This is a genomic window from Rhodococcus mengyinensis, from assembly GCF_048381435.1.
GTDB lineage: Bacteria > Actinomycetota > Actinomycetes > Mycobacteriales > Mycobacteriaceae > Rhodococcus_F > Rhodococcus_F opacus_D.
Map to the genome: position 1 here is coordinate 162,418 of NZ_JBLWIT010000154.1, position 18,630 is coordinate 181,047.

Sequence of the window (18,630 nt, forward strand, 5' to 3'; positions counted from 1 at the left end):
TGAGTCTCCTGTCCGTCACATGGGAGATTCAGCCTACGACGGACGCCGGCCCCCGTCGTGTGGTGCGACGGTCCCCTGCCGACCGGTCCGGAACCTGCCCGAGCGCCGCAGGCCGCGTCGTATGATCCAGGGAACCGACCGCACGGACCGTTGCGGACCGTGCGGTCGAAACCTTTCGGGATACTTGCTCCGTTCTCCAGCCCCCTCGGGTCGAGAAGCAGGTGATGCGGGATGTCAGTGCCCACGACGCCGTCCGGTGTGCCCGTTCCGCGCCGTGTCGTGGTCATTCTGCTGCTGGTGATTCCGCTCAGCCAGATCCCGCTCGACATCTACACCCCGGCGTTGCCGCAGATGGTGCTCGATCTGGACGCGTCCGCCGCAGTGGTGCAGAACACGGTGACCGCCTACATGCTGGGCATGAGTCTGGCGTTCATACCGGTCGGCCTGATCGCGGATGCGGTGGGCCGCAAACGAACTCTGGTGACCTGCCTGGCGATCCTCGTCGTCACCAGCGTGGGATGCGCACTCGTGCAGAACATCACACTCCTGCTCGGTCTGAGATTCGTGCAGGGTATCGGTGGGTGCGCGTGCCTCGTCCTCGCCTACGCGATCGCCGCCGACTGCTATCGCGGCGCCCGGCTCACGTCCGTGTCCGGTCTCCTCGGGGCCGCGTGGGGGCTGGCACCCGTTCTCGCACCCGCCGTGGGCGGGGTACTGGTGCAGTTCATCTCGTGGCGTCTGGTGTTCGGGCTGATCGCGCTTCTCGCGGCGCTCGCCGTTCCCCTCGTCGTCGCGGGACTGCCGGAGACCCTTCCGCCGGAACTGCGGGCGCCGGTCGACGTCGGCGCCGCGGCGCGGGTGCTGGGTGCTGCCCTGCGCCACCGCATCTTCGTGGGGTTCGTGCTCGTGTTCGGATTGATGGCGTCCGCTCAGATGGTCTTCGGTGTCGTCGCGCCCTTCCTGTACCAGCAGATCCTGGGCTTCTCCCCTGCCGCCTACGGTGCGGTGGCGCTGGTCGTGGGCGGCGCGAACCTCCTCGGCGAACTCGCCTGCAGTGCGCTGGCTGTTCGGGTCGGCACCCGCCGGCTCGCGTTCGGCGCGTGGTGGGTGTTCGTGTCGGGCGCACTCGTACTCACCGTCACGGCCGGGCTGTCCGTCGTCACCGCACCAGCCATCACGATCGGTGCCTGCCTCGCGCTCGCCGGATGCGGGGTGCTCTGCCCGCAGATGTACGGGCTGGCCCTCGGACTGTTCACGCGCAACCTCGGACTGATCGGCGGTGTCGTCACGGCGGCCTGCTATCTCGTCGTCAGTGCGGCGATGGCCGTCGCCGGAGTGCTGCCGGAGAACAGCCAGGCACCGCTGGGCTGGCTGTACCTGACCCTCGGCGCGGGAGCAGGGATCCTGCTGCTCCTCACCACGTCCACCCGGCGGTCTCAGGGTTCTCCCTCCGCCGCACCCGCACCACGACCAGAACGGAGGTGACCTCACGTGCCGCATTCACACCCGCGCAGCCCTGCCGCGTCCCCGGTGTCGGTGATCTTCCAACGCCGGATCGACGACGCGAGCTACGCCGACTACGCACGGTGGCAGAAACGCGCGGCGGAGGCCCTCGGGACAGTTCCGGGTTTCATCGATCAGGACATCGTGCCGCCGTCGCCGCCCGTGCAGGACGACTGGGTGGACGTGCTGCGGTTCGCCACCATCGAGGACGCCCGCGCGTGGCTCGACAGCGACCTCCGGACGGAACTCGTGGCGGAGATCAAGCACGCCTTCATCGGCAACGAGGACGTCCACCTGCTCACCGGCGAGCAGACCCGGGAGCAGTCGGCGACGTCGGTGGTCATCTCCTGTCACGTCGACCCCGAGGACGAGTCGGCGTTCATGGACTGGCAGCGCAAGATCTCCGCCGCCGAGGCGGGGTTCCGGGGTTTCCGGGGGCACAAGGTCGAGAGGCCGGTGCAGGGAATCACCGAGGACTGGACGATCGTGCTGAGCTTCGACACCGAGGACAATTTGGCGGCGTGGATGGATTCACCCGAGCGGGCCGCCCTCTTGAAGGAGGGTGAGAAGTTCAACAAGAATCTCCGAATCCGCAAAGCGAGCTACGGTTTCGACTTCTGGTTCCGCGGCGCGGGCGGCGACGAACCGCCCCCGGTGCCCGTCGCCCGAAGCAATCTCCTGGCCCTGCTGGTGCTGTATCCACTGGTGGTGATCTGGGGCCATTTCGTCAGCGCACCCTTCATCGAGGCGCACGGGGTTCCGATCGCCGTCGCCCTGTTCGTCGGGAACCTCGTCACCACCCAGATCCTCGGCTGGTGGGCCGTTCCGGCGGCGTTCAAGGTGTTCGGGTGGTGGATGGACCCGGCGATCTCCCCCCGCCGGCGGAACCTTGGTTACGCCGTGATGATCGCGCTGTTCGGGATGTCGATCGCCGTGTGCACCCTGCTGTTCATGATCCCGACCACGTAACAGAGTTTCCGATTCACCTGCGCGATGTTCGGGTACATAGCACTGTGAAGGACCGAGGTCTGTTTCACATTGGGAGAAAGGTGTTCACGGTTGGACATGCAGCAACTGTGGGACTTCGTCTCCGCCCGGAAGCAGCAACTGCTCACCGATTCCTTCCTGCACGTCAGCGCAGTCGTGCAGTCGGTGGTGATCGCCACGATCGTCGCGGTGGCGATCGGGATCCTCGTGTACCGCAGCCCGGCCGGCTCCGCGATCGCCACCGCACTCGCGAGCACGATCCTCACGATCCCGTCGTTCGCCCTGCTCGGCCTGCTGATCCCGATCCTCGGACTCGGTGTCGCCCCCACCGTCACCGCTCTCGTGCTGTACGCACTGCTGCCGATCATCCGGAACACCATCCTCGGACTCGCCTCCGTCGACCCCGCGATCACCGACGCCGCCCGGGGCGTGGGAATGAGCCGCACGACGGTGCTGAGCAGGATCGAAATCCCGCTCGCCTGGCCGTCGATCCTGACGGGCATGCGGGTGAGCACCCAGATGCTGATGGGCATCCTCGCTATCGCCGCCTACGCCAAGGGTCCCGGGCTCGGCAACCTCATCTTCTCGGGACTGTCCCGCGTCGGCAGCCCGACAGCGATACCGCAGGCCCTCACGGGGACCGTTCTCATCGTGATCCTCGCCCTCGTACTCGACGGCATCCTCGCCGTCATCGGCCGACTCACCACCTCCAGGGGGATCCGTGACTGACCTCGACACACCGCACACCAACGGAAGCACCGTCTCGGGAGTGGACATCGTCCTCGAAGACGTCGTCAAGAGCTACCCGGGCCAGGAGAAGGCGGCTGTCGACAACGTGTCGATGCGCATCCCCGCCGGCGAGATCGTGGTCCTCGTCGGCCCGTCCGGCTGCGGCAAGACCACCACCATGCGCATGATCAACCGGCTCATCGAACCGACGTCGGGGAAGATCACGATCGGCGGCAAGGACGCCCTGTCCATCGACCCGGACAAGTTGCGGCGCGGCATCGGCTACTCGATTCAGCAGGCCGGACTGTTCCCGCATCTCACGATCGCGAAGAACGTGGGCACGGTCCCCGGTCTGATCGGCTGGGACAAGAAGAAGATCGCCGACCGCACCGACGAGATGCTCGACCTCGTCGGACTCGAACCCGACCTCTACCGCGAGCGCTACCCCCGGCAGTTGTCGGGCGGTCAGCAGCAGCGCGTCGGGGTGGCGCGGGCGCTGGCCGCCGATCCCCCGGTGCTGCTCATGGACGAGCCGTTCGGCGCGGTCGACCCGATCACGCGCGGACTGCTGCAGGACGAATTGATGCGACTGCAGTCCGATCTCGGCAAGACGATCGTCTTCGTGACGCACGATTTCAACGAGGCGGTCAAGCTGGGCGATCGGATCGCGGTGCTGGGCAACCAGTCGCACATCATGCAGTACGACACTCCGGAGGCGATCCTCGCCCATCCCGCCAACGACATGGTGGCCGGGTTCGTCGGCGCGGACGCCTCCCTGAAGCAGCTGACGCTCACCCGGGTGGCGGAGGTCGAACTCCTCGACTGCCCCACCGCGTACGAGGACGGCTCGGTGGACGATCTGCGGGCGGCGATCTCGTCCCGCAGGATCAAGTGGGGCGTCCTCCTGGACGCGCGGGACCGCCCGACCCGCTGGGTGTCGTTGCGGCATCTGGCCAACGCCACGTCGCTGCGCGACATCGGCGACCCGATCGAGGAGGTGGTGTCGACCCAGTCGACGCTGCAGGACGCCCTCGAGGCGCTCCTCGCGGAGAGCAGTGCGTCGACGATCGTCACCGGCCGGCGGGGCGAGTACCGCGGCCTGATCACGATCGACACACTGGTGACGCACCTGTCCGCGATGCGTGAGGAACACGCGCACGACGACGAGGCCAGCGAGCCGCAGCGGGACGGGGCGAGCGAGGGCGGCACACCGTCATGACGGCCGCCGTCGCCACGAAACCCACCGCACCGGCCGCCCGGCGGTCGGAGCGGGCCCGCTTGCTGGTCCAGCCGATCATCGTCGTGATCCTGGTGGTGGGTGTGCTCGCCTGGGCCTTCAACCGCGAACTCACCGCCACGCAGAAGGGCAGCCTCAACGCCGCCAACATCGCGACCCTGACGTGGCAGCACGTGCTGATCACGGTCGCGGTGGTCGCGATCGTCGTCGTCATCGCCGTCCCGCTGGGGATCCTTCTCACGCGGCCCGGGTTCACCAAGCTGGCGCCGATCTTCCTCGGAATCGCCAACATCGGACAGGCCGCGCCGGCCATCGGACTCCTGGTGCTGCTCTTCCTCGCGACGGGGACCACCGGATTCTGGATCGGGGTGCTCCCCATCGCGTTCTACTCTCTCCTGCCCGTTCTCCGGAACACGATCCTGGGTCTGCAGGAGGTCGATCCCGCCGTCATCGACGCCGGGCGCGGACAGGGCATGACCGCCGGCCTCGTCCTGCGGAAGGTCGAGTTCCCACTCGCCGTCCCGTACATCCTCGCGGGACTGCGCACGTCGCTCGTGCTCGCCGTGGGCACCGCGACGCTCAGTTTCCTCGTCAGCGCCGGCGGTCTGGGAATCCTCATCGACACCGGATACAAGTTGCGCGACAACGTGACGCTGGTGGTGGGAGCCGTGCTCGCGGTCGCGCTCGCGCTGCTCGTCGACTGGTGCGGCGCCCTGGCCGAGGAGTTCCTCGGCCCGAAGGGGCTGCGCTGATGAACCACCTCCGGAAGGCGATCGCCGCGACGGCCGTGACACTCTGCGGAGTCCTCGCAGCGTCCTGCGGCCTCGAATCCGGTGGCGCCCTGCCGCTGTCGGTGGAACCGGGCAGCATCCAGCCCGTCCCCGGACTCGAAGGTGTCAAGATCACCGTCGGTTCCAAGGACTTCACCGAGCAGGTCACCCTCGGGTACATCATCGAGTTCGCGCTCAGTGCCGCCGGTGCCGACGTGCGAGACCTCACCAACATCCAGGGGTCCAACAGCACCCGGGACGCCCAACTGGACGGGCAGATCGACGTCACCTACGAGTACACCGGGACCGGGTGGATCAACTACCTCGGCAACGAGATTCCGATCCCGGACCCGACCGCGCAGTTCGAGGCGGTCCGCGACGAGGACCTCGACAGCAACGGCATGGTGTGGGTCGACCCGGCCCCGATGAACAACACGTACGCACTCGCGATGAGCAGGCAGACCGCGGAGGAAACCGGGATCACCACCCTGTCGGAGTACGCAGATCTGGTCAACCGCGACCCCGCTGCCGCGACGACCTGCGTCGAAACCGAATTCAACGTCCGCCAGGACGGGTTCCCGGGTATGGCCGCCAAATACGGCTTCGACCCCGCCCGCGCGAACCGCCAGATCCTCCAGACCGGCATCATCTATCAGGCCACCGCCGACGGAACGCAGTGCAAGTTCGGCGAGGTGTTCACGACGGACGGCCGCATCATCGCGCTCGACCTGGTGCTGCTGGAGGACGATCGCCAGTTCTTCCCGAAGTACAACCCGGCGATCACCATGCGCAAGGATTTCGCCGAGGCACATCCGCAGGTCGCGGAGGTGATGGCCCCGATCTCCGCGGCACTGACCAACGAGGAGATCACCGAACTGAACCGGCGGGTCGACGTCGAGGGCGAGGAACCGGCGGACGTGGCCCGGGACTGGCTGGTGCAGAAGGGATTCGTCACGCTGCCGTGACGGTCAGCTGCCGAGGTCGATCTTCGCGATCAGGCCGCGATGATCCGAACCCGTCAGCACCACCGATTCCACGGACTGCGCCTGCGCTCCGCTCGTGACGATGTGATCGATCGCGATCATCGGCGGCAACGGCTGCCGGTCGGCGGGATACGTGTTCTGGATTCCGGCACCCACCTGGTCGGCGGCATCGCGGTAGCGTCCGGTCACGAGGTTGCGGTACTTCACGTGGTCGCGGGTGGAGTTGAAGTCGCCGCTGACGATCACGGGTCCCGAGTCGGCGGGGACGGCGTCGAGAACGGCTTTGATGCGGTCCATCTCGCGCGACCACAGCGACGGATCCGACGGCCACGGCGGAACCGGATGGAACGCATACAGTGCCGTGCTCGCACCGTCCGGGAGTTCCACCCGCGCCGACAGCGCGGACAGGACGAATTCCGAGTGGTGAACCTTGTCGGTCAGCGGATACCGGCTCCAGATCCCGGTTCCCTCGCCGCCGCTGCCGGGCACGAGGAACGAGAACGGCAGGGTCGATTCGATTCCCGCGGCCACCAACCGGTCGACGGCCTCCGGTGTCAGTTCGTTGACGGTGAGCACGTCGACGTCGCGGTCCCGGATCTGCCGGACGAGGGAGTCGGCGTCCGCGTTGCCGAGCCAGATGTTGGCCTGCATCACCGTCAGTTCCGGCCCGGACGCCGTCACCGAACTGTTCGCGACGTACAGCGGGCCCTGCGACAGGGTGGCCACCGCGGCCACCGTCAGCGCCACGCCGAAACCGATCCAGTGCCGGGTGATTCCGAGCAGCAGCACCCCGACCGCGGCGACGGCCATCAGGTACGGCGCCGCGGACGCCAGCACGAGCAGGCGCTGGTTCTGGACGTCGAGGAATCTCAGCACGACACCGAACACGCCGACGAGCACCGCGAGCCACCCGAGGGCCGTCAGTGCCCGCACCCCCCAGGTGGCGATCACTCCCCGAAGACTCTCTCCACCACAGCCTTGGCCCGTCGGGTCACCCGCAGGTAGTTGTCGAGGAACTCGCCCGCATCGCCGCCACCCCAGCCGGCGATCTGCGCGACCGCGGACAGCACCCGGCCCGAACCGGGCAGCTGATCGGTGGCCTTGCCGCGGACGAGCACGAGGCAGTTGCGCGCCTTCGTCGCGGTGATCCACGCGTCACGGAGCAATTCGACGTCGGACTCGCTGAGCAACTCGGCCGCGCCGATCGCGTCGAGCGTCTCGAGCGTCGACGTGTTGTGCAGCGACTCGATCTCGTGGGCGTGCCGGAGCTGGATCAGCTGCACGGTCCATTCGATGTCGGCGAGGCCGCCGCGCCCGAGCTTGGTGTGTGTCGCGGGGTCGGCGCCGCGCGGCAACCGCTCGGAGTCGACCCGCGCCTTGATGCGCCGGATCTCGCGGACCGCCTGCTCCGACACCCCGCCCTCCGGGTAGCGGGTCTTGTCGATCATGTGCAGGAAGCGCAGCCCCAGATCGGCGTCGCCCGCGACGTGATGCGCGCGCAGCAGCGCCTGGATCTCCCAGGCCTGCGCCCACTGCGCGTAGTAGGCCTCGTAGGACGCCAGGGTGCGCACCATCGGGCCGCTGCGGCCCTCCGGGCGCAGGCCGGTGTCGACCTCGAGCGGCGGATCGGTGCTGGGCGCGCCGAGCAGGGCCCGCACCTTGTCGCCGATGCTGTTGGCCCACTTGACGGCGACGGTCTCGTCGATCCCCTCGCGCGGCTCGCAGACGAACAGCACGTCCGCGTCGGAGCCGTAGCCGAGCTCGCCGCCGCCGAGCCGGCCCATGCCGATCACCGTGAACGTCGCGGGAGCGGGCGTGCCGAGTTCCTTCTCGCTCGCCTTGGTCACCGCCGCCAGGGCGGCATTGAGCACCGCCGCCCACACGGACGACAGCGCCTTGCACACGCCCTGCACGTCGAGCATGCCGAGGATGTCCGCGGAGGCGATACGCGCCAGCTCGTAGCGGCGCAGAGACCGCGCCGCGGCGATCGCGCGGGCCGGGTCGTCGTGGCGTGCCGACGCCGTCAGGATGCCGCGCGCGACGTCCTCCGGCTTCGACTCGAGCAGTCGCGGTCCGGCCGGCGAATCCGCGAACAGGCGCACCACGTCCGGCGCCTTGATCAGCAGGTCGGGAACGTAGGCGGAGGATCCCAGCACCGTCATCAGCCGCTCGGCGACCGACGCCTCGTCACGCAGCAGCCGGAGGAACCAGGTCTGATCGGTCATCGCGTCCGACAGCCGCCGGTACGCGAGCAGACCCGCATCGGGATCCGGTGTGTCGGCGAGCGATTCGAGCAGGGTCGGCAGCAGCAGCGCCTGGATGCGACCCTTACGGGACGCGCCGCTGGTCAGAGCGGTGAGGTGCCCGAGCGCGTTCTCCGGGGCGGTGTAACCCAGCGCCGCCAGCTGGCGGATGGCCGCGTCCGGGCTCAGCCGCAGCGCCTCCTTGTCGATGCGCGCCACCGATTCGAGCAGCGGCCGGTAGAACAGCTTGGCGTGCAGCCGCCGCACGCGGTGCGAGTTGCGCTTGATCTCCGCGTTGAGAACGCCGAGCGCGTCCTTGCTGCCGTCCGGCCGCATGTGCGCCGCCCGGGCCAGCCAGCGCAGCGCCTCCTCGTCGTCGGCGGGTGGGAGGGTGTGTGTACGCCGCAGCTTCTGCAACTGCAGCCGATGCTCGAGCAACCGCAGGAACTCGTAGGACGCAGCGAGATTCGCGGCGTCGTCGCGACCCACGTAGCCGCGGGCGGCGAGAGCGGTCAGCGCGTCGATGGTGCTCTGGACGTGCAGGGCCTCGTCCGCGCGCCCGTGCACGAGTTGCAGGAGCTGGACGGCGAACTCGACGTCGCGCAGACTTCCGCGTCCCAGTTTCAGTTCGCGTTCGCGGAGTTCCGGCGGAACCATCTCCTCGACCCGGCGGCGCATCGCCTGCACCTCGGGAACGAAGTCCTCACGCTCCGACGCGGTCCACACCATCGGGCTGAGGGCGTCGACGTACTGCTGTCCGAGCGCGGCGTCGCCGATCATCGGGCGGGCCTTGAGCAGCGCCTGGAACTCCCAGGTCTTGGCCCAGCGCTTGTAGTACGCGACGTGGGATTCGAGGGTGCGGACGAGTTCCCCGCGTTTGCCCTCCGGCCGCAGCGCGGCGTCCACGTCGAAGAAGGCGGAGGAGCCGATGCGCATCATCTCGCCCGCGATCCGGCTGGCGGTGGCGTCGGCGGGTTCGGCGACGAAGACCACGTCCACGTCGCTGACGTAATTGAGTTCGCGGGCACCGCACTTGCCCATGGCGATGACGGCCAGCCGCACGGGACAGGGGGCGTCCGGGCACACGGCTGCGACGGCCACCGCGAGGGCGGCGTTCAGCGCGGCGTCCGCCAGATCGGACAGCTGATGCCCGACCGTCTGGTACGGAAGTACTGGTTCGTTCTCGACAGTCGCCGCGAGGTCGACGGCGGCGAGCAACATCAGCTCGTCGCGGTATGTCTTGCGCAGCGCCGCGATGGCATCGGGTCCGGTGACCTTCGCCCGGTAGAGGTTGGCATCCCGGTGAGTGCCTTCCTCGGGTTCGGCCCCGACCGAGGCCATCATCGTGGCGGTCGCCTCGCTCTTCGACGGGAGGCGGACGTCGCCGGCGAGGATCTTCCATGACGCGGGATCCGCGACCAGATGGTCGCCGAACGCGCTGGACGCACCGAACAGACCGAACAGCCGGCCACGCAGGCCCTTGTCGGTACGGAGCGCCGCATCGAGTTCGGCCCAGTCCTCGCCGAGCCCGTCCTTCAGGCGCACCAGGGTGCGGAGGGCGAGGTCGGCGTTCGCGGCCCGCGACAACGACCAGAGCAGTTCGATGCTGTCTTCACCGACCCACCCCAGATCGCGGAGTTCGGAAGGAGCGGTCGGCTCGACGAGACCCAGACGACCCGGACCGGGAACGGCAGAACGCGCTGCCGGAGGCTTCACCATGCTCTTGCTCACAACCCCAGATACGTCTTGAGTTCGAACGGCGTCACGTGGCTCCGGTACTCCTCCCACTCGCGACGCTTGTTGCGCAGGAAGAAGTCGAACACGTGCTCGCCGAGTGCTTCGGCGACCAACTCCGACTTCTCCATCTCGCGCAGCGCGCCGTCGAGGTTGCCGGGCAGTTCCCGGTAGCCCATGGCGCGGCGCTCGGCCGACGTCAACGCCCACACGTCGTCCTCGGCCTCCGGCGGAAGTTCGTAGCCCTTCTCGATTCCGCGCAGACCCGCGGCGAGGAGCACCGCGAACGTCAGGTACGGGTTGCAGGCCGAATCTGGGCTCCGGATCTCGACGCGACGCGACGACGCCTTGTTCGGCGTGTACATCGGGACGCGGACCAGCGCCGACCGGTTGGACGGGCCCCAGGACGCCGCCGTCGGGGCCTCGCCACCGTGGATCAGACGCTTGTAGGAGTTCACCCACTGGTTGGTGACGGCGCTGATCTCGTTGGCGTGCTCGAGGATGCCGGCGATGAACGCCTTACCGGTCTCCGACAGCTGCATCGGATCGTCCGGGTTGTGGAAGGCGTTGGTGTCGCCCTCGAACAGGCTCATGTGGGTGTGCATCGCCGAGCCGGCCTGATCGCTGAACGGCTTCGGCATGAACGTGGCGCGCACGCCCTCGGCGATCGCGACCTCCTTGACGACGTAGCGAAACGTCATCACGTTGTCGGCCATCGAGAGGGCGTCCGCGTACCGCAGGTCGATCTCCTGCTGGCCGGGGGCCGCTTCGTGGTGGCTGAACTCGACGGAGATGCCCATCGATTCGAGCGCGTCGATGGCGTGCCGGCGGAAGTTGGGAGCGGAGTCGTGGACTGCCTGGTCGAAGTAGCCGCCGGAGTCGGCGGGCTTCGGCGGCGTGCCGTCGATCGGCCCGTTCTCGAGGAGGAAGAACTCGATCTCGGGGTGCACGTAGCAGCTGAAGCCCAGATCGCTCGCCTTGTTCAGTTGACGGCGCAGCACGTGCCGCGAGTCCGCCCAGGAGGGCGAACCGTCGGGCATGGCGATGTCGCAGAACATGCGGGCGGAGTGCTGATGCCCCTTGCTCGAACTCCACGGCAGCACCTGGAACGTGGACGCGTCCGGCTTTGCGACCGTGTCCGCCTCGGACACCCGGGAGAAGCCTTCGATCGCGGATCCGTCGAAGCCGATGCCCTCCTCGAAGGCACCTTCCAGTTCCGCGGGGGCGATCGCCACCGATTTCAGGTATCCGAGAACGTCCGTGAACCACAATCGGACGAACCGAATGTCGCGCTCTTCGAGGGTGCGAAGCACGAATTCCTTTTGGCGATCCATGTCCGCGAGAGTAAGCAAAGTTCGTTAAATCTGTGTTACTTCGTTGATTCGACTCTGCCGGAATCCGCATCGTGCCAGCGTGCGGGCACCTCGGTCGATCCCGTCACAGGCGTGGGTCAGCACGTCAGGTCCGCAGCCGGCGCCGCGAGGTCGACCAGATAGTCCGAAACGGCGTCGTCGACGCACGCCTCGCCGTCGAGAACGACGGTGTGCTGAGTGCCCCGGTACGTGACGAGCGAGCCGTTCATCTGCTTCGCCAGATCCACGCCCGCCTGGTACGGCGTCGCCGGATCCTCGGTCGTCGACACGACGACGACCGGCGGGATCCCGGGCGCCGACACCGTGTGCGGCGCGCCCGTGTTCGGCGCGGGCCAGAACGCGCAGACGTCCAGCGGCGCACTGCCGGTGCCCCGGCCGTCGTCGAGGAATGGCGCCGCCTGGCGGTACCGCACATCCGCCTCCCCGACGACCGCGCGATCGGTGACCGGCGGATCGTCCATGCAGCGGATCGAGTTGAAGGCGTCGTTGAGATTCGAGTACGTGCCGTCGTCGGCGCGCCCCTCGTACAGATCGGCCAGCATCAGCAGCGAATCACCGGTCCCCGTCTGCAAGCTCTCCAGACCGCCGCGGAGCGGGCCCCACAGATTCGGCGAGTACAGGGCCTGCTGGACGCCGGTGATCGCATCGGTGTAGCTGAGTCCGCGCGGGTCGGTGGTCGCGGCCGGCTTGTCGATCAGCGGGTCGACGAGCGCCCGGAACCTCGCGTTCGCCTGCGCCGGGTCGGTGCCCAGCGGGCAGTCCGGCTGCTGCATGCAGTCCGCGGCGAACGCGTCGAACGCGGACTGGAATCCGGCCGCCTGCAGGATCACTTCCTCCGTCGGGTCCTGCTCGGGATCGAGGGCACCGTCGAGGACCATCGCGCGCACGTTGCCCGGGAACGTCTCCGCGTACGTCGAGCCGAGCCGGGTGCCGTACGAGTAGCCGAGGTAGTTGAGCTTCTCGTCACCGAGCACCGCCCGGATGACGTCCATGTCCCGCACCACGTCGTACGTGCCGACGTGCGCGAGGACGTCGACACCGGTCCGCTCCGCGCACTTGTCCGCGTACTCGCGGTTCTCGGCCTCCGTCTGTGCGATTCCGGCGGGACTCATGTCGACGTCGTCGTCCTTGCGTCTCGCGTCCACCTCCGGCGGAGTCAGGCAGGTCACCTGCGGGGTGGACGCGCCGACGCCGCGCGGATCGAAACCGATGACGTCGAACCGCTCCGCGATCTCGGTGCCGTCGGCCACGGACGCCAGCCCGATCCCCGACGCCCCCGGGCCACCGGGGTTCACGAGCAGCGATCCGACCTTGTCGCCGGTCGCCTTCGACCGGGAGACGGCGATCTGAGCGGTGGCGCCCCCGGGGTTCGCGTAGTCGTTCGGCACGGTCACCTTCGCGCAGTCGAGAGTGTCGCCGAGTGGAGACCCGTCCGTGCTGTACCCCTCGCACGAACCCCACTGCACCTGCTGCGTGTAGAACTCCTCGAGCCCCGCCGGGATCGGTCCGGCCGGAGCCGCCGCGGCCGCCGACGGTTCGGCGACGGCCTCACCGGCGTCCCGACCGCCTCCCGCACAGCCTGCGACGACAAGGACGACGGCGATGCACCCCGCGAACGCGGCCGGTACCCGAGCACTCTTCGACATAGGACGATCGTGCCAGGGGTTCCGCGCCGGCAGTCCTTCCCGCAGGTCAGAGGACAGTCAGGGGGTGTGACCTATCGCACCCGCGCGAGCCCTTCGCTCCCCCGCGGGCCGGTGGCAGACTGTAGGCGTCATCACCCGCACCCGGGGACCCGTCAAGGGCCTCGAGGCCAGAAAGGGACAACGATGTCCGATAGCAAGTCGTCCGCGAGCACGTCAGAAGATCGGCTCTACGGATCAGCACCATCGCACGACGTTCCCAAGCGCAAGACCCGAACCCACCACCTGCAGGCCATGAAGGCCGAGGGTGAACGCTGGGCGATGCTCACCGCCTACGACTACTCCAGCGCCCGCATCTTCGAGGAAGCCGGGATTCCCGTTCTCCTCGTCGGCGATTCGGCCGCCAACGTCGTCTACGGATACGAGACCACCGTCCCGGTCACGATCGACGAACTCCTCCCCCTCGTTCGCGGCGTCGTCCGCGGTGCGCCGCACGCTCTCGTGGTGGCGGATCTCCCGTTCGGCAGCTACGAAAGCTCCCCGGAGCAGGCCCTCGCGTCCGCGACCCGGTTCATGAAGGAGGGGCTGGCGCACGCGGTCAAGCTCGAGGGCGGCGAGCGCGTCGCGCCGCAGATCGCCGCCATCACCGCGGCAGGCATCCCCGTCATGGCCCACGTCGGGTTCACCCCGCAGAGCGTGAACTCGCTCGGCGGTTTCCGCGTGCAGGGCCGCGGTGACGCCGCCGAGCAGTTGGTCGCCGACGCGATCGCCGTGCAGGAGGCCGGCGCGTTCTCCGTCGTCATGGAGATGGTGCCCGCCGAGATCGCAGGCCAGGTCACCCGCAAGCTCACCATCCCCACCGTGGGCATCGGAGCGGGCGTCGAGTGTGACGCCCAGGTCCTCGTGTGGCAGGACATGGCCGGCTACACCAGCGGCAAGACGGCGAAGTTCGTCAAGCGCTTCGGTAACGTCGGTGACGAGTTGCGTGACGCGGCCGCCGCATACGCGACCGAGGTACGCGCCGGAACGTTCCCGGCGGAAGAGCACAGCTTCTAGGTCGTCCTCGACTCACCGGGCCGGCACACACTCGAGGGGATGTTCATGGGACAGCGACACGTGCACGGCACCGGACGGCGTCACCGCCTGGCCGTGATGGCGGCCGGGACGGTGGCGGCCGCGGCGGTCGTCACGGGGTGCGCCGGCCCCGGCCCCGCACCCGCCCCCGGAAGCACCGCGCCCCCGGCACCGGCCACCACGGTGGTTCCCGGCACCGCCCTCGTGCCGGGTGGCGTCACCGAGGCGCAGGCCGCCCAGCTGTGCACCGACCTCGAAGGTCAGTTGCAGAGCTGGCGCACCTACACCCCGACCATCGGCAAGACCGGGTTGAACGGTCTCGTCGGCACCTGGATCGCGCAGAACAACCTCAACGCGCTCGATTTCCTGCAGGACCGGGGCCGGATCGACGTGATCACGACGGCGGCCTGCCCCGGCATCCGGCAGGAGGCGGTAACCGCGCTGGAGATCCCCGATCTGGCGTCCGGCCTGATCGGGTTCTGAGGCCGACGTGACCCAGCTGCGCACCCTGTACCCGCCGCTCGAGCCGTACCAGTTCGGGCATCTGGACGTCGGCGACGGACAGCAGATGTACTGGGAGCAGAGCGGCAACCCCGACGGGAAGCCGGTGGTGTTCCTCCACGGCGGGCCCGGGGGCGGCACCGATCCTGCGCAACGACAGTTCTTCGACCCGCAGGTGTACCGGATCGTACTGCTCGACCAGCGCGGATGCGGTCGTTCCACACCCCACGTCGCCGATGGGGCGGATCTGTCGGTCAACACCACCGACCGTCTCCTCGGTGATGTGGAGTTGCTGCGCACCCATCTCGGCATCGACCGGTGGCAGGTCTTCGGCGGGTCGTGGGGCTCCACGCTGGCTCTCGCCTACGCCCAGAAGCATCCCGACCGGGTCACCGAGCTGGTGCTGCGGGGGATCTTCCTGCTGCGCCGCAGCGAGATCGACTGGTACTACAACGGCGGCGCCGGACACCTGTTCCCCGAACTGTGGGAGGAGTTCCTGGCGCCGGTGCCGGAATCGGAGCGGGGTGGCGACCTCGTCGAGGCCTACCACCGGCTCCTGCACTCCGACGATCCCGACGTCGCGACGCGGGCCGCGGTCGCGTGGTCCACGTGGGAGGGTGCGACGAGTTCACTGCTCCCCAAACCGGAACGGGTGGTGGAGACGTCCCAGCCGAGGTTCGCGCTGGCCTTCGCCCGCATCGAGAACCACTACTTCCACAACCGCGGGTTCCTGGACGAGGGTCAGCTTCTCCGGGACGCCGCCGCACTGGACGGCATTCCGGGCGTGATCGTGCAGGGCCGCTACGACGTGGTGTGCCCGGCGACCAGTGCGTGGGCGCTGCACCGGGCCTGGCCGGATTCGCGGCTCGAGATCGTCGACGACGCGGGACACTCCGCGATGGAACCGGGCATCGTGCATCACCTCGTCGAGGCAACGGACCGGTTCCGCGACTGACCCGCTATGCGGGGTAACCGAACTCGACGGTCCGCTTCGCGACGTCGGCGGACACGAGCCTGATCTTCACCTGTTCGCCCTCGGCCGGGTCGCCCACGCATTTCGCCATCACGGACACGGACGGGACGAACACGTCCGCGGTGCGCTTGCCGTTCCGTGACCGCAGCACGGTCGCGTCGAACGTCTCCCCCACCCGGTCGGCGAGCACGGTCGCTTCGGTGAGGTCGATGCAGGCACGGTCGATCTTGCTCGCGAGGGAGTCCGAGCCGACCATGATCTCGGGCATCGAGCCCAGCGCTTCCCGCGCCCAGGACGGCACCGGTGTTCCGGCGGTGACGGCGAGGCACACCTCCGTGGAATACCGGTCCGAGAGCCGGCGCAGCGGCGCGGTCACGTGGGCGTACGGGGCGCCGATGGCGGCGTGCGTGGTCAATTCGGGCAGGGCGCCGTCGAACGCCGCGTAGTCGGCCCCCCGCAGTAGTGACGGCGCCTCGGTCATCAGCACCAGCGTCGACGCCGAATTCGGGTCGAGCCGCGCCAGGAGTTCCCCGACACCGACGCTCTCCGGCCAGTCGATCCCCAACGCCGACGCCGTGCGTCGCAGCGCCTCGACCGCGTCCGGCCCGGCGGGCGGCAGCGTGCGGAGCAACCCGACCTTCGCGTCGAGCATCATGGCCGCGGCGCACATTCCGGTGAGGAGCGAAACCTCGGCGTTCCAGTCGTCCGCCTCGGTGCGAGGCGCGAGGTCGACGCGCCAGCCGTCCCCGTCCGGCACCACTTCCTGCTCGGGGAGCCGGAGTTCGATCGCGCCGCGCGCCACCGCCGCCGCGGTGCGGAGCCGGCCGAACTCCGGCAGCGACGCGATGGACGGATGCAGTCGCCCCGCCTCCGCATCGGCCTGCACACCGGCGTAGTCCAGCCGCGCCACGGAACGGACCGTGGCACGGGACACCGTGCAGGACACCGGTTCGGCCGATTCGTCCAGTTCGATCCGCCACACCACCGCCGGGCGATCCTCGTCCGGGAGGAGACTCGCGGATCCTTCGGAGAGTTCCTGCGGGTGCAGCGGCACCTTGCCGTCGGGAAGGTAGAACGTCTGCCCGCGTTTGCGGGTCTCCACGTCGAGCACCCCACCGGGCTCCACGACGGCGCCGACGTCCGCGATCGCGTAGTGCAGGACGAATCCGTCGGGAGTCCGCTCCAGATGCAGCGCCTGATCGAGATCCAGGGAATCGGGCGGATCGATGGTGACGAACGCGAGATCGGTGCGGTCCTCCCGCTCGGACGCGTACCGGTCGGACGCCGCCCGCGCCTGCGCGACCGCCGCGGGCGGATACCCCTCCGGCAGGTGGAATTCGGTGCGCACGGTGCCGAAATCGATTCCGCGCGCAAGGAAGCGACTCATCGGCACCTCACGCACACCCTTTTCCGCAACGCTAGTTGTTCCACTCCTCGTCTGCCCTGTCCGCCGCCTTGTTCCGCTCGGCGGCGATCTGCAGCGCCTTCTCGGCGGACGCGCGATCGGGGTACGGCCCCATCCGGGACATCGACGATGCCGCCTTCCCCTGCGTGACCGTGCCGTCGTCGACGTTGTAGTACCAGAGATGATCTTCGTCAGTCATTCCCTCAGTGTGGCACCGGTGGGACGTGTGGGGTTGTGGATCACGCTCAGACTGTTACCCTCGGAGACCTGTCCGGTGATACGGTCCCCGGCGCCGGTCAGTGCGGTGCCGATGGCTCGCCTTCCCGGCGCAGTGCCCGAACAGAGAATGGAGCGAGCATGTCAACGATCATTTTTGATCAGCTACTTCCCTACCTCGGTGCCGAAGGCGCCACCTACTGGGCCCAACTGCTGATGGTCGATCCCGTCTGACGGCTATCGATCAGTCGATACCTCGAAGCCCCCGCCCGGACACGTCCGGCGGGGGCTTCGCCGTGAAGGGGCAGGCACGCCCGCGACACATTCGTGACGTTTCTCCGGACGCTTCGCCCTGCCCAGGGGACTGCACGTCTCTAGGCTGACCTGATGGCAGTGAATCCAGCGATCGAGGGTCGTGTCTACCCACCGACCGAGCCCTACCTCGTCGGCCGCGAGAAGATCAGGGAATTCGCCCGCGCCGTCTTCGCCACCAACCCGACGTCGTTCGACGTCGACAGTGCCCGCGCCGCCGGTCACACCGATCTCGTTGCCCCGCCCACGTTTCCCGTCATCGTGCAGGAACGTGCACTGGCGCAACTCGTCGCGGATCCGACGTCGGGAATCGAGCCGGTCAACCTGGTGCACAGCACCGAACACGCCACGTCCGTCCGCCCTGTCATCGCGGGCGACGAACTCTCCGCGGTACTCACCGTCACGAACGTGACGTCGCGCGGTCCGCACACGCTGCTCGTCGCCGACATCGAGATCCTCGACGCCGCAGGCGATCACGTGAGCACCATGACGTCGACCCTGTTCGTCAGGGGGGAGGAATGACGTCCCCGGGGCGAATCATGCTCGGCGACACCGTCGCCAAATCCCGATACCACGTGACCCGCGAATCCCTGGTCCGCTACGCCGGGGCCTCCGGTGACTTCAACTCCATTCACTACCGGGACGACGTCGCGGACGCCGTGGGACTGCCGGGTGTGCTGGCGCACGGCATGCTGACGCTGGGACTGGCGACGCAGTGCGTCGTCGACTGGCTCGGCGACCCGGCACGCATCACCGGATACCGCGCCCGCTTCACCAAGCCGGTGATCGTCGCCCCGGACGAGGGTGCGGTCGTCGAGGTCGTCGCGAAGGCCGCGCAGGTCGACGAGGCCGCGGGCACCGCGCGGATCGACCTGACGGTGACGTTCGACGGACACGCGGTGCTCGGCAAGTCGCAGGTGTGGATTTCACTGCGCTGAGCGCGCCCG

The 18,630-nt window shown here is 68.6% G+C and carries 17 protein-coding genes; 11 read left to right on the forward strand and 6 right to left on the reverse strand.

Going from position 1 to position 18,630, the window contains the following annotated elements; all coding sequences use genetic code 11:
* Positions 1 to 231 precede the first annotated feature (231 nt).
* The 6 genes from ACNJ7E_RS40935 (at position 232) to ACNJ7E_RS40960 (ending at position 6,191) form a co-directional block, all read left to right on the forward strand.
* Positions 232 to 1,485 carry a multidrug effflux MFS transporter gene (locus tag ACNJ7E_RS40935; protein ID WP_280784822.1) on the forward strand — a complete coding sequence of 418 codons (1,254 nt, stop codon included), beginning with the start codon at positions 232 to 234 and terminating at the stop codon, positions 1,483 to 1,485.
* A gap of 6 nt (positions 1,486 to 1,491) precedes the next feature.
* A complete protein-coding gene (locus tag ACNJ7E_RS40940; protein WP_280784823.1) occupies positions 1,492 to 2,472 on the forward strand; it encodes an antibiotic biosynthesis monooxygenase in 981 nt (326 codons plus the stop codon).
* Positions 2,473 to 2,568: 96 nt separating this feature from the next.
* Positions 2,569 to 3,219 carry an ABC transporter permease gene (locus tag ACNJ7E_RS40945; RefSeq protein WP_105422827.1) on the forward strand — a complete coding sequence of 217 codons (651 nt, stop codon included), beginning with the start codon at positions 2,569 to 2,571 and terminating at the stop codon, positions 3,217 to 3,219.
* Complete coding sequence (locus ACNJ7E_RS40950; RefSeq protein WP_418342500.1) at positions 3,212 to 4,438, forward strand: ABC transporter ATP-binding protein; 1,227 nt, start codon at positions 3,212 to 3,214, stop codon at positions 4,436 to 4,438. The genes ACNJ7E_RS40945 and ACNJ7E_RS40950 overlap by 8 nt, the downstream gene beginning before the upstream one ends.
* Positions 4,435 to 5,208 (forward strand): ABC transporter permease, encoded by a 774-nt coding sequence (locus tag ACNJ7E_RS40955; RefSeq protein WP_007299549.1) that lies wholly within the window; start codon positions 4,435 to 4,437, stop codon positions 5,206 to 5,208. The genes ACNJ7E_RS40950 and ACNJ7E_RS40955 overlap by 4 nt, the downstream gene beginning before the upstream one ends.
* Positions 5,208 to 6,191, forward strand: coding sequence for a glycine betaine ABC transporter substrate-binding protein (locus ACNJ7E_RS40960; protein WP_418342501.1), 984 nt, complete (start codon positions 5,208 to 5,210; stop codon positions 6,189 to 6,191). The genes ACNJ7E_RS40955 and ACNJ7E_RS40960 overlap by 1 nt, the downstream gene beginning before the upstream one ends.
* A gap of 3 nt (positions 6,192 to 6,194) precedes the next feature.
* On the opposite strand, the gene ACNJ7E_RS40965 is transcribed toward ACNJ7E_RS40960, so the two are convergent.
* The 4 genes from ACNJ7E_RS40965 to ACNJ7E_RS40980 form a co-directional block, all read right to left on the reverse strand.
* The gene (locus tag ACNJ7E_RS40965) at positions 6,195 to 7,160 is read right to left on the reverse strand and encodes an endonuclease/exonuclease/phosphatase family protein (RefSeq protein ID WP_418342502.1); all 966 of its coding nucleotides are present in this window, start codon (positions 7,158 to 7,160) and stop codon (positions 6,195 to 6,197) included.
* Positions 7,157 to 10,171 (reverse strand): bifunctional [glutamine synthetase] adenylyltransferase/[glutamine synthetase]-adenylyl-L-tyrosine phosphorylase, encoded by a 3,015-nt coding sequence (locus ACNJ7E_RS40970; protein ID WP_283352605.1) that lies wholly within the window; start codon positions 10,169 to 10,171, stop codon positions 7,157 to 7,159. The genes ACNJ7E_RS40965 and ACNJ7E_RS40970 overlap by 4 nt, the downstream gene beginning before the upstream one ends.
* Before the next feature lie 8 nt (positions 10,172 to 10,179).
* Positions 10,180 to 11,520, reverse strand: coding sequence for a type I glutamate--ammonia ligase (gene glnA / locus ACNJ7E_RS40975; RefSeq protein ID WP_005247775.1), 1,341 nt, complete (start codon positions 11,518 to 11,520; stop codon positions 10,180 to 10,182).
* Between the two features lie 116 nt (positions 11,521 to 11,636).
* A complete protein-coding gene (locus ACNJ7E_RS40980; protein WP_280784828.1) occupies positions 11,637 to 13,205 on the reverse strand; it encodes an alpha/beta hydrolase in 1,569 nt (522 codons plus the stop codon).
* A gap of 183 nt (positions 13,206 to 13,388) precedes the next feature.
* On the opposite strand from ACNJ7E_RS40980, the gene panB reads away from it, so the two are divergent.
* Genes panB through pip form a run of 3 tightly spaced genes read left to right on the forward strand, consistent with a single transcriptional unit; the run spans position 13,389 to position 15,732 of the window.
* Positions 13,389 to 14,258: a 3-methyl-2-oxobutanoate hydroxymethyltransferase gene (gene panB / locus ACNJ7E_RS40985; RefSeq protein WP_105422819.1), complete on the forward strand. Its 870-nt coding sequence runs from the start codon at positions 13,389 to 13,391 to the stop codon at positions 14,256 to 14,258.
* Between the two features lie 39 nt (positions 14,259 to 14,297).
* Positions 14,298 to 14,759: a hypothetical protein gene (locus ACNJ7E_RS40990; protein WP_418342503.1), complete on the forward strand. Its 462-nt coding sequence runs from the start codon at positions 14,298 to 14,300 to the stop codon at positions 14,757 to 14,759.
* A gap of 7 nt (positions 14,760 to 14,766) precedes the next feature.
* Entirely contained in the window at positions 14,767 to 15,732 is a 966-nt protein-coding gene (gene pip, locus ACNJ7E_RS40995; protein WP_418342504.1) for a prolyl aminopeptidase, read from the forward strand.
* A 4-nt stretch (positions 15,733 to 15,736) separates the two neighbouring features.
* Here the strand turns inward: pip and ACNJ7E_RS41000 are convergent, their stop codons facing one another.
* Positions 15,737 to 17,137 (reverse strand): RNB domain-containing ribonuclease, encoded by a 1,401-nt coding sequence (locus ACNJ7E_RS41000; protein ID WP_418342505.1) that lies wholly within the window; start codon positions 17,135 to 17,137, stop codon positions 15,737 to 15,739.
* A gap of 31 nt (positions 17,138 to 17,168) precedes the next feature.
* A complete protein-coding gene (locus ACNJ7E_RS41005; protein ID WP_009473817.1) occupies positions 17,169 to 17,354 on the reverse strand; it encodes a hypothetical protein in 186 nt (61 codons plus the stop codon).
* Positions 17,355 to 17,758: 404 nt separating this feature from the next.
* Between ACNJ7E_RS41005 and ACNJ7E_RS41010 the strand changes: the two genes are divergently transcribed.
* Together ACNJ7E_RS41010 and ACNJ7E_RS41015 are read left to right on the forward strand one after the other, a co-directional pair.
* On the forward strand, positions 17,759 to 18,205 hold the full coding sequence (locus ACNJ7E_RS41010) for an FAS1-like dehydratase domain-containing protein (protein WP_418342506.1): 447 nt from the start codon (positions 17,759 to 17,761) through the stop codon (positions 18,203 to 18,205).
* The gene (locus tag ACNJ7E_RS41015; RefSeq protein ID WP_280784833.1) at positions 18,202 to 18,621 is read left to right on the forward strand and encodes a MaoC/PaaZ C-terminal domain-containing protein; all 420 of its coding nucleotides are present in this window, start codon (positions 18,202 to 18,204) and stop codon (positions 18,619 to 18,621) included. The genes ACNJ7E_RS41010 and ACNJ7E_RS41015 overlap by 4 nt, the downstream gene beginning before the upstream one ends.
* The last annotated feature ends 9 nt before the right edge of the window (positions 18,622 to 18,630 follow it).